The organism is uncultured Leifsonia sp., assembly GCF_945957465.1.
Taxonomy (GTDB): domain Bacteria; phylum Actinomycetota; class Actinomycetes; order Actinomycetales; family Microbacteriaceae; genus Leifsonia.
Map to the genome: position 1 here is coordinate 23,000 of NZ_CAMFLC010000038.1, position 10,424 is coordinate 33,423.

A 10,424-nucleotide genomic window follows, 5' to 3' on the forward strand; every position below is an offset into this window, starting at 1 on the left:
ACCGCTCCGAAAGGCCCCCGCCATGTCCCCTGAAGGACTCATCACGAGCGAGTTCGACGACGCCGCGATCATCGACGCCGACATCGCTGCTCCCGCCGACGACCTCGATGACCTGGCCGACCTGGAGGTCGTGGTGCTCGACCTCACGGGGACGACCGTGGTCGACGACGGGCTGGTCGAGCGCGCGTTCGAGCGTGCGGCCGATGCTGCGGGCATCGCCGGGATGGACGACGAGCTCGACCGCGCCGTCGCGTTCCTTCAGGCGAGCGCCGGCCGATCGACGATCGCGGTCTTCCGCGCCCTCAGTGACGACGAGGACCAGGCTCAGCACGCCGCCGCCGTCTTCGAGTCCGCCTACGCCGAGCTCGCCTCCCACGGCGGCGTCCGGGCCGTAGCGGGAGCCGAGGAGCTCATCCGCCGGTTGCGCGCCATCGGTGTCTCGGTCGTGCTGACCGCCGGCCTCTCGCGCGCCACGACCGACGCGGTGCTTGCCGCCGTGGGCTGGCGCGGGCTCGCCGACCTCACCCTCACTCCCGAGGATGCAGGCCGCGGCGGACCCTATCCCGACCTCCCGCTGACGGCGCTGCTGCGTGTCGGCGCGTCGAGCGTCGACGGAATGGTCGTCGTCGGCGACGCCACGGCCGATGTCGCCGGCGGCCTGGCCGCCGGAGCGGGCCTCGTCGTCGGTGTGCTGACCGGGTCGGACGACGAGCGCGCACTCTCCGAAGCCGGCGCCGACGCCGTGGTGGCGAGCGTCGCCGACCTCGGCGAACTGCTGGGCCTGGAGGCGCTGGAGGGCCCCGACGCGCTGGAGGGCCTCGACGCGCTGGAGGGCGCGGACCGCCTCGACGACGTCGATGACGACGACGATGACGAATACGAGGAGTACGCCGACGTCGACGAGGTGACCGACGTGGACGAGCCGGACGCCGACGGAGCCGACTTCAGCGACCTGGACGCGCTCCGCGACGCGGGGGACGTCGATGATCTCGACGAGACGGGCGCAGACGACCGGCCGGAGGGGCAGACGCTGCGGTGACGATCAAGGCAGTGACCCCACGCGTCGTCGAGCCGCCGGCGAGCCTGGGCATGGGGGTGAGCGTGTATCCGTCGGCCACCGCGATGGTGTGGCCGGGCCCGGGGCACACGCACGAAGCGGTCGCGGTTCCCGGCGTCCGGCTGGCGCCAGGCGACGCCCTGGTGGAGGTGGAGCTCGCGACGGTCTGCGGATCCGACGTCGAGACCGTCCTGGGCCGCCACGCGGCCTCCACCCCGCTGGTGCTGGGCCACGAGCAGGTGGGTCGCGTGATCGCGCTCGGCCGCGGCGGCGCCAAGACGACCGACGGCAAGCGGGTGGCGCTCGGCGAACGCGTCGTCTGGTCTGCGGCCGTTCCCTGCGGCCGGTGCGCGCGGTGCCGGCGTGGCGTACCGCAGCAGTGCATCAGCCTCCAGAAGTACGGGCACGAGCGCATGCGCCGCGGGTGGGAACTGTCGGGCGGCTTCGCGACCCACACGCACATCCTCGACGGCACTCCCCTCGTCGCGGTGCCGGAGCACCTGCCCGCCGAAGTGCTCGCGCCCGCGTCGTGCCCCACCGCGACCGTGGCCGCCGCCCTCGAGGCGGCAGCGGCGATCGTGCCGCTCGAGGGCGCGCTGATGGTGATCGCGGGCGCGGGAATGCTCGGGCTGACCGCCGCGGCGATGGCGACGCAGGCCGGAGCGAAGGTCGTCGTGAGCGACCCGGTCGCCGAACGCCGCGACACGGCGCTGCTGTTCGGCGCGGTGGCGGTGGCCGACCCCGCCGCCGCGCCGGGCTCCCGTTCCGGGCTCCCGCACGCGCTGACCAAGGCCGGAGGCCGCGCATCGGCGCCGTCCATCGCACTCGAGTTCTCGGGGACGGAGTCGGCCGTGCGCTCGCTGCTCTCGGTCGTCGACATCGGCGGCGTGCTCGTGCTCGCCGGGTCGGTGTCGCCCGGCCCCGAACTGCCGGTCGTTCCCGACGTGCTGGTGCGCCACCTCCTCACCATTCGCGGCGTCCACAACTATGCGCCGCGGCACCTGGAGCGGGCCGTCGGCTTCCTCGCCGGTCACGGCACCACATACCCGTTCGCGCAACAGGTCGGCGCCGTGTTCCCGCTCGCCGAAGTGGACGCGGCGCTGGCGAGCGGCGGGTTCCCGCGGGTGGCGGTGCGGCCGTAGCCGGGGGCTAATGTCCGCGAACCTTGCGGAACTCTCTCGCCATGCGGGAGTACTCGACCGATTTGTCCCGTCGCTGTGAGGGACCGGAGTCGAGTTCTTTGAGGTAGGCAAGAAACCGCCGGTATCGGTCGACCGGGATATCGCCGCGCTCGACCGCGTCGCGGAGGGCGCAACCGGCGTCGCGCGTGTGCCGGCAATCGCTGAACCGGCACGCGGCCGACACATCCCAGACGTCCTCGAAGAGTTGCCCGAGCGCACCGACGGAAGCGATGCCGATCTCCCGAATGCCAGGAGTGTCGATCACGGAGCCGCCGATACCGGGGAGGGGGTAAAGCGTTCGTGCCGTGGTCGTGTGCCTCCCCTTCGAGTCGCGCTCCCGTACAGCACCGACGTCGGCGCGGGCGTCCTCGAGCAGCCAGTTCAGCAGCGTCGACTTACCCACGCCGGAGTGCCCGATCAGCATCCCCGTTCGCCCGTCGGACAGCGCCGCGGCCAGGTCATCGCGGCCGAGATTCGCTGTGGCCGAGACGAACGACGCGTCGATTCCCGGGGCGGCGAGCGTGATGGCAGCTTCGATCTCGGCGCGTCGCTGGGTGGAGGCGAGATCGCACTTCGTGACGACGAAATGGGGTGCCGCCTGGGTGTCCCATCCCACGGTCGCCAGCCGCTCGATCAGGCCGACGCGATGAGCGTTCCGGACATCCACGACCAGCAGGGTCACGTCCACATTCACGCCGAGGAGCTGTGGCGTGCCATCACCGCGGACGCGGACGACCTCGTTCGCGCGTTCGAGACGGTTGGCGACCTCACCCTTCTCGTCGAGCCACACCCAGTCGCCCACCGCGAGGCCTGGATCCGAGCGCGTCGTCGACTCGACGGAGTCGGTTCGCAGGACGAGAGCGGAAGCGCGATCGATGCGGACGATGCGGGCGAGTGCACCTCCTGGGGCAGGCCCGGCCGAGGACGCGCGACGCCGAACGTCGTCCGTGCAGCCGAGAGTTCGTGCGTAAGGGCCCATGTCGTTGATCGACTCAGTCACGAGGGATCCTCTGCGGGGAACGCCGCATGCGTAAGAATCTCCGTCTCGTTCTCGAGCATGCTCGCGGCCAGGGAAGCGACGTCCGTGGTACGCACCGAGCGGATCAGCCGAAGCAGGTCATCGAGCCGTGGGACGTGCCCCAGATAGTGGATCGACGAAGCGAGCGACCGGAGCCTCCCAACCTGATCGGCATGCGCTATCTCCGTGGAGCACGCTACATGGCGGATGGCATACTCGAGCTGCTCGTGCGAGAACCCGGATGAAGCGACCTTCTCCAGCACGACTCGAATCCGCGACAGCACTTCGTCCGCCCGGTCGGCGGACGTGGAAGCACTGATGGTCAGCATGCCGCTTGTGCCGAAGCCCGTGTAGAACGCCCGCGGCGAGTAGACCAACTGGTTGTCGACCCGGAGCTCGGAGACCAGCAGCGATGCGAAGCCGCTGGCCAGCAGCGCCGCGAGCACGACCGCGCGAACCCTCGTACTGTGGCCTGCGGCCGGGGCGTGAAACGCCCAGACGACCGGTGAGAGGGTGGCATGCTCGCCGCCGCGGACGGCCACCGAACGCTTCGGCTTCGCGTCAGAGCGCGGAGCCGGGGCCGGTCGGTCGAGGTTCGTGGAGGGCCGAGTTCCGAACGCCTCGCAGACCAGAGGCAGCAGCTCCCGGTGGCGCCGTGGTCCGACGATGCAGAGGTCCATGTTCGCCGGGCGGTAGTTCGCTGACCAGTACGCGGCGACCTGTCCGCCATTCAACCGCGCGATGTCGAGGTGCGTGCCGCCCGGAGCGAGCGCGAGGGGCGTGCCCTGGAATAGTCGTGACTCCGCCGTCTGCAGTGCCGCGCGCTCGATGTGGTGTCGAATACCACTGAGCTCGGCGAGCACGGTTCGCTTCTCCGCATCCAATCGTGCGCGCGTCATGTCCGGTCGAGACAACGCCCCGCGAAATGCCCGGAGGGCGAAGGCCAGGTCGGAACTGCGGACGCGCACTGTGTACTCGGTCGAGTCCTTCCCCGTCACAGCCATCGGCTGAGCTCCGACCGTGTCGAAGTCGGATGCGAGGCCCGTGCGTGAGTCTTCCGAGCCTCGTGCCAGCGTCAGATGCTCCACCAGGTGAGCGGCTCCGCGCGTGTGCTCACCTTCCACCGCGGAACCAGCGCGCACCGCGAGACTGATCGCATCCACCGGAAGGTTCGGCATGCGGGCGGAAGCGAAGCGCATTCCATTCGTGAGCGTGGTGATCGGCACGAGACTCCCGTCAGTAGAGGTCGAGTGCGTCGCGCCTCTTGGCGACCCGCTCGAACAGCTTCATCAGCACGAGAGCGACAGCGACCCAGACCGCCGCGACGCAACCCTCGAGCGCGACCGAGACCAGCGCCGTCCGAACCGTCTCCCCATCGAGCATCGCCCTCACCGCATCGATGGCGTGAGTGGTGGGCAGCGCGTCTCCCAGGATCCGCGTCCACTCGGGCAGCGTCGAGCGATCGATGTTCGCGCCGGAGACCACCATCGTCAGCAGGTACGCCGCCGTGGCGATCTGAAAGATGTCGCGATAGGCAAGACCGCACGCGCTCAGGGCGAGCCCCATCGCGGAGCACGACACCGCCGCCACGATGATCGCCAGCATGTAGAGAAGAAGCTGGGGCGGATCGAGTGGCCGAGAGACGAGCGCCAGCCCTACCACGGAGGTCAGCGAAGCCACGATGAAACCGCAGACGACGCCGGGGAGCATCCGACCGACGAAGACGGCGACCCGGGAGCCGGGGGAGCCCAGCACCATGCTGAGCGTCCCGAACCGGCGCTCGTCGGCGATCACACTGACCATTCCGGCTATTCCGGCCGTCGCGGCGACTTGGATGCCGTTGCCGACGATGAAGAAGGCCGGGTCCTGATAGGCGAGAGCCTGTCCCAGCGCCACGAAGAACAGGATCTGCAGCGTCGGCGTCAGCAAGAGCGACGTCACGAACAGCCCCGGTGTGTTCCAGGCGAAGAGCGCGCGGAAGCCGAGCAATCCCGAGATCCCGATCGTACGCAGAGGTGTCATCGCAGTCTGAGGGTCCCTCGCTTGCGAGCCAGCAGGTCGATTCGACGCATGAGCACCACGCCGACGGCGAGATAGATCATCGAAAGACCCAGAGCGTTCCCGGCTTGGGCGAATGCGGGCTCGCCTGTCGCAGCGCGGTCGACGACTTCCATCGCCCAACCGAGTGGCAGAAGCTTGCCTGCCGCTGCGATCGGTGGCCAGAGGGTCGCCGCCGGGACGAGCACGCCGCACACCAGCCAGATCGGATACTCCATGACGTTCGTGATCTCGATCGCCTTGCGTGTGAGGACGTAGAGTCCGGCCAGGAGCACGCCGATCGACGTGAGTGAGACGAAGGTCAATGCCAGTCCTCCCGACATCGAGCTCCAGCTCACGCTCTCGAACCCGAGCTGCAGGACGAACCTCGCCCAGAGCCAAGCGGCGACCGTGGAGTACGCGCCGAGTGACACCGTCGCGGTGGCGAAGCCCAGGACCGGGGCGACCAGGCTGCGTGGCGAACCAATCAGGAATTCGAGGGTGCCGCTGAACCGCTGCATGAAGAGTGCCTCGGCAGCACCGAACAGTGTCGTGGACCACGCGCCCATGAGCCCAGCGCCGACCACGATGCGCAGGCTCGCCTGACCGCCCGCCATGAGCACGGCGATGGAGCAATATGCGATCGGCGTCAGAATCGCCATGCCGACGAAGAACGGCGAACGGGACAGCAGCCTCAGCTGAAGCCACCAGGCCGCGAGGTAGAGCCTCACCTGATTCCCGCCTCGACGATCGAGACGTAGGCGTCTTCGAGCGTGGGCTCCCGGTCGAACGCGCGCCCGATCCGGTTCCCGTCCATCCGGGAGATGATGTCCGCGACCGACATGTCGCTTTCCGGCTCGAGTCTGACGATCACACGCACGGTGTCGCCGGAACTCGCGTGCTCGACAGCCGACACCGTCGGAAGAGTGCGGATGAGGCTGATCGCCTCCGCCGGATCGTCGTACGCCTCGACTTCGAGGATGCGCCCCAGGGAGACGTCCGCTTTGACCTGTTCCGGTGTGCCCATCCGAAGGATCTCTCCTGAGGAGATGATCGACACCCGGTCGCAGAGCTCGTCGGCCTCCACCATCGAGTGAGTGGCCAGCAGTATGGTCTTGCCTCGCTCGCGCAGCTCGCCGGCAAGCTCCCGGAGGGCCCGTGCCGCCACCGGATCGAGCCCCGAAGACGGTTCGTCGAGGAAGACGACGGCCGGGTCGTGGATCAGCGCGCGGGCGATGTGCAGTCTCTGCTTCATGCCGCGCGAGAACGTCTCCACGCGCGCTTTCGACTTGTCGGCCAAGCCGACGAGTTCGAGCAACTCACTCACTCGACCCCGGATGCGCCGCGGGCTGACGCTGTACAACTGCGCTGCGAACCTCAGGTTGTCGGTGGCGGACAGGCGGTCGTACAGTCCACGCTCTCCGCCGAACGCGACTCCGACCTGGCGCCGTACCTCCTTCGCATCGGTGACGACGTCCAGGCCGTTGACGTTCGCCGTCCCCGAGGTCGGGGTCAGGAGGGTCGCGAGGATGCGCACGAGAGTGGTCTTCCCCGCCCCGTTGGGGCCGAGGATGCCGAATATCTCCGCGTCGGGAATGGAGAGGGTGATGCCGCGCAGCGCCTGGACGGTGGGTGCACCTCTGGCTCCCTCATAGCTCCGTGTCAGGTTCGCTATCTCGATCGGCATCTCAGGCTCCTGGCATTTCGGTGGGCAGCCAGAAATTCGCTGGCAAGGCGGACACCCGCTCGGCGTCCTTCTCTCTTCCGAGTTCGATGTAGCAGCGGATGAGCATCTTCCTCACCTGGTCGATCACGAACGGGTCGTACTCGGCTCGGAGGCGCTCGTGCGATTCGAGAAGCGGTGGAAGCGCCGCGGCCGGGTCGTCATTCTGGATATGGACATAGGCCAGAGTCGAGAGAGAGGTGTGCAGCGACCCCGGGTCGTTCTCGCGTGAGAAATCGACCAGGATCGTCAGCTTCTCGATGGCTGAGACAAATGTATGAGCAAATATATCGAGTTGGATGAGATTCAGCCTAGCCATCCACTCGTAGCGTCGTGCTTCCTCCGAGCCGATCGCATGCGCGGCGGTGCGGTGGCCGTTGCCCTGTTCGAAATGCGCGATCGCGCGTGTCACAGCGGCATGTGCGGCCTTCGGATCGCGCCGGCGTACCGCGAGCAGCGCACGGAGGTTCCAGAGCATCCCGAAGCCGACGGATTTGTCGTCGCGATGCGCCGACGCGTGTGAGAGATCGGAGTCGAGGGCGTCGATCAGGTCTTCGGCCGCATCGATGTTCCCCTGGCGTTTCGCCCGCAACGAGGCCCAGCGCAGTCCCGCGAAGGTGCGTTCGATCGGATCCGGCATTCCGGCGAGTGCGATTGCGAAGAGATCATCGCTGGCTGCGCTCTCCCGGCAGAGGCCGAGGACCGAGGCGGCGAGCGCGTACGTCATCGTTTCCCGCTGCGACTCCGCCCCTGCCTTCCGATGGGCGTGTACCGATCGAGCGACATCGAGCGCGTCTTCCCAGCTGCCGAACGCATTGACGTACTTCAGCAGGGCGACGTATGCCGCTGCTTCGGATTGGAACGGAACGGAGCGCGTGCGTCTGCTGATGGACCCGAGGCCGAGGGTCTCGCGAAGCGCCACGGATGTCTCATTCGCGCTGGAGGCTCGATCGAGGTGGTCGGTGAGGGTTCTGCGGAGTTCTGGCTGCTGAGCGATCAGAGCGTCCACGTTCAGCTCGAACATGGCTCGTGAACTCAGATCGCGTCGGAGGCGCAGGTCGGTCAGCGGGGCATGGTCGCGCCTGGCCGCGAGGAGGAATGCGTTGCCCTCCAGCGCGACATGACTCATCACGCTCTCGAAACGCGGGTGTACCACGCCGGGAGAGTCCGCCGATGCCGACGCGAGGAGGTCGGCGACGAAGGCCGTCGTAGTGTCGATCATTCGGAAGGCTTTCGCATGGGCGAGGGGGCAGCGCGGTTTAAGCCACCCCCTCACTGAAGAGGTCGGATCAGAACATCGCCGCGCCGTGGTTCCACCCGGCGAAGAGCGAGGCCACGAAGCCCTGCGTGTTGCTCATCTCCGAAACGACTGCGTCGTAGGTCTCGTCCATGCGAATGACTCCTCAGTGTTGTCGACGACCGAAGGCGGACACCCCGGTTCCTCGACCGTAGGAGGGCGGATCGCGCCGACCGGATCGAATGGAGAAAGGGACGTAGCTGCGACGCGGAGTCACGTGAACCAACCGCCCGATTCGCGGGACTTACTGTTCTAGTTCGAGGGTGTCGACGAGTTCGCCTGGTTGTAGTGCGAAGCACGGCCTGATCGTTCCCGAGTGTTCTCGCATGTTCGGTTCCGCAGCCTGGGATCCGCCCGACCGTGAGGACTCCCGTGATCGGGACCTCTGTCGCCCCGACCACCTCCCAGGCCCCAGCCGACGACCACCCGCGCCCGCCGGAGCCGCCGTCACCTCGGATGCCGCTGCGGCACCGCACTGACCTTCGCCGCGGAGCCGTGCCAGGCTGGAGGCGTGTCCGAAGACCCGCTCGCCCGCTTCTTCGACCTGCTGCGCGCGCTCCCCGAGCCGGTGGACGCCGAGGCCCTCTACGGCGACGACGCCGAGGGGCGCCGACGCGAGCGCAACCTGCGCCGCTATTTCGCGATGCCGCGCGCCTCCGTGCTGTTGCTCGGCGAGGCGCCGGGATGGCGGGGGATGACGGTGACGGGCGTGCCGTTCGTGTCCGCACGGGAGGCCGATGCCGGCGTGGTGCCGGGGCTCGAACTGCCCGAGCATCCGCAGGCGCCGTGGGAGGCCTCCAGTCGTGTCGTGTGGGCGACCCTGCGCCAGTGGAAGGGGCCGATCCCGCTGTCGTGGCCGGTGTATCCGCTGCACCCGTTCGTCGCGGGCGACCCGCGCAGCAACCGCACGCCGCGGCCGGCCGAAGTGCGCGCCGGGGCGCCGGTCGCGCTCGAGCTGATCCGTGCGCTCCGCATCGAGACGGTGGTCGCCGTCGGGCGCAAGGCGCAGGGGGCGATCGCGTCGGCCGGGCTCGGGGCGCCGGCGATCCGGCACCCCGCCCAGGGTGGGGCCGCGTTGTTCGCCGAGCAGCTGCTCGAGCTGAACCGGAGTGGTCGGCTCTGAGCGCTCCGCTGGTCGGGCACTGAGCTCGCCGCTTGCATCGCCGTCCCTCCCGGCGTATTATTCCACGTGGAATAATCCTTTCCGATCAATCCACGCCGAAACCACGGGATCCATGCCGCAGACGCCCTCGCTCACCCCCCTCGCCGTCGCCGCGCTCGCGCTGCTCGCCGAGGGGCCGACGCACCCGTACGAGATGTATCAGACGCTCGTGACGCGCTCGGAGGACCGGCTCGTCAAGGTGCGTCCCGGGTCCCTTTATCACACGGTCGACCGGCTGGCCCGACAGGGTCTGGTGCGGGCGACCGGCACCGAGCGCGAGGGCAACCGCCCGGAGCGCACCACCTACGAGATCACGGAGGAGGGCACCCTCGCGCTCGGCGAACGGGTCGCGGACATCATCGCGAAGCCGGTCAACGAGTTCCCGGAGTTCCCGCTCGGCCTCGGCGAAGCGCACAACCTGCCGCTCGAGACCGTGATCGACCTCCTGCGCAAGCGCATCGGCCTGCTCCGAGCCGATATCGCCCTGCTCGATGACGGCATCCACCGCGTCAGAGCGAAGGGGCTGCCCGCCAAGTACTGGCTCGACGTGCGCTATCTGCGCACCATGGCGGAGGCCGACGTGGCCACGCTCGACGCCCTCATCGACGACCTCGCCTCGGGAGCCATCTCGTGGGACGAGGAGAAGAAGCACTGAGAGAAAGAATCACATGGAACGCCAACTGAAGCCCTGGCCCGCCCTCTGGGCGCTCGTCATCGGGTTCTTCATGATCCTGATCGACACGACCATCGTGTCGGTCGCCAACCCGTCGATCATGAAGGGCCTCGACCTCGGGACCGACTACAACGCGGTCATCTGGGTCACCAGCGCCTACCTGCTGGCCTACGCCGTCCCGCTGCTGATCACCGGTCGTCTCGGCGACCGCTTCGGCCCCAAGAACATCTACCTGATCGGCCTCGTGATCTTCACGCTGGCCTCCGCCTGGTGCGG

General features: G+C 68.4%; 11 protein-coding genes. 5 read left to right on the top strand and 6 right to left on the bottom strand.

Features of this window, described 5'->3' with window-relative positions; translation table 11 throughout:
• Window positions 1-22 precede the first annotated feature (22 nt).
• Together Q0Q23_RS15120 and Q0Q23_RS15125 are read left to right on the top strand one after the other, a co-directional pair.
• On the top strand, window positions 23-1,039 hold the full coding sequence (locus tag Q0Q23_RS15120; RefSeq protein WP_295125748.1) for an HAD family hydrolase: 1,017 nt from the start codon (window positions 23-25) through the stop codon (window positions 1,037-1,039).
• Between the two features lie 11 nt (window positions 1,040-1,050).
• Complete coding sequence (locus Q0Q23_RS15125; protein WP_295125751.1) at window positions 1,051-2,199, top strand: alcohol dehydrogenase catalytic domain-containing protein; 1,149 nt, start codon at window positions 1,051-1,053, stop codon at window positions 2,197-2,199.
• Window positions 2,200-2,206: 7 nt separating this feature from the next.
• Here the strand turns inward: Q0Q23_RS15125 and rsgA are convergent, their stop codons facing one another.
• From rsgA to Q0Q23_RS15155, 6 genes are read right to left on the bottom strand one after another with little or no spacing between them, the layout of a single operon-like run.
• On the bottom strand, window positions 2,207-3,238 hold the full coding sequence (gene rsgA / locus Q0Q23_RS15130) for a ribosome small subunit-dependent GTPase A (protein ID WP_295125754.1): 1,032 nt from the start codon (window positions 3,236-3,238) through the stop codon (window positions 2,207-2,209).
• On the bottom strand, window positions 3,235-4,455 hold the full coding sequence (locus tag Q0Q23_RS15135; protein WP_295125784.1) for a pitrilysin family protein: 1,221 nt from the start codon (window positions 4,453-4,455) through the stop codon (window positions 3,235-3,237). The genes rsgA and Q0Q23_RS15135 overlap by 4 nt, the downstream gene beginning before the upstream one ends.
• Before the next feature lie 37 nt (window positions 4,456-4,492).
• On the bottom strand, window positions 4,493-5,278 hold the full coding sequence (locus Q0Q23_RS15140) for an ABC transporter permease (RefSeq protein ID WP_295125757.1): 786 nt from the start codon (window positions 5,276-5,278) through the stop codon (window positions 4,493-4,495).
• Window positions 5,275-6,024 (bottom strand): ABC transporter permease, encoded by a 750-nt coding sequence (locus tag Q0Q23_RS15145; protein ID WP_295125760.1) that lies wholly within the window; start codon window positions 6,022-6,024, stop codon window positions 5,275-5,277. Before Q0Q23_RS15145 ends, Q0Q23_RS15140 begins: the two co-directional genes overlap by 4 nt.
• Window positions 6,021-6,980: an ABC transporter ATP-binding protein gene (locus Q0Q23_RS15150; RefSeq protein WP_295125763.1), complete on the bottom strand. Its 960-nt coding sequence runs from the start codon at window positions 6,978-6,980 to the stop codon at window positions 6,021-6,023. The genes Q0Q23_RS15145 and Q0Q23_RS15150 overlap by 4 nt, the downstream gene beginning before the upstream one ends.
• 1 nt (window position 6,981) lies before the next feature.
• Complete coding sequence (locus Q0Q23_RS15155) at window positions 6,982-7,938, bottom strand: hypothetical protein (RefSeq protein WP_295125766.1); 957 nt, start codon at window positions 7,936-7,938, stop codon at window positions 6,982-6,984.
• A gap of 886 nt (window positions 7,939-8,824) precedes the next feature.
• On the opposite strand from Q0Q23_RS15155, the gene Q0Q23_RS15160 reads away from it, so the two are divergent.
• The 3 genes from Q0Q23_RS15160 to Q0Q23_RS15170 form a co-directional block, all read left to right on the top strand.
• The gene (locus Q0Q23_RS15160) at window positions 8,825-9,436 is read left to right on the top strand and encodes a uracil-DNA glycosylase (RefSeq protein ID WP_295125769.1); all 612 of its coding nucleotides are present in this window, start codon (window positions 8,825-8,827) and stop codon (window positions 9,434-9,436) included.
• Window positions 9,437-9,548: 112 nt separating this feature from the next.
• On the top strand, window positions 9,549-10,130 hold the full coding sequence (locus Q0Q23_RS15165; RefSeq protein WP_295125772.1) for a PadR family transcriptional regulator: 582 nt from the start codon (window positions 9,549-9,551) through the stop codon (window positions 10,128-10,130).
• A gap of 13 nt (window positions 10,131-10,143) precedes the next feature.
• A partial coding sequence (locus tag Q0Q23_RS15170; RefSeq protein ID WP_295125775.1) for an MFS transporter occupies window positions 10,144-10,424 on the top strand: 281 nt, incomplete at its 3' end.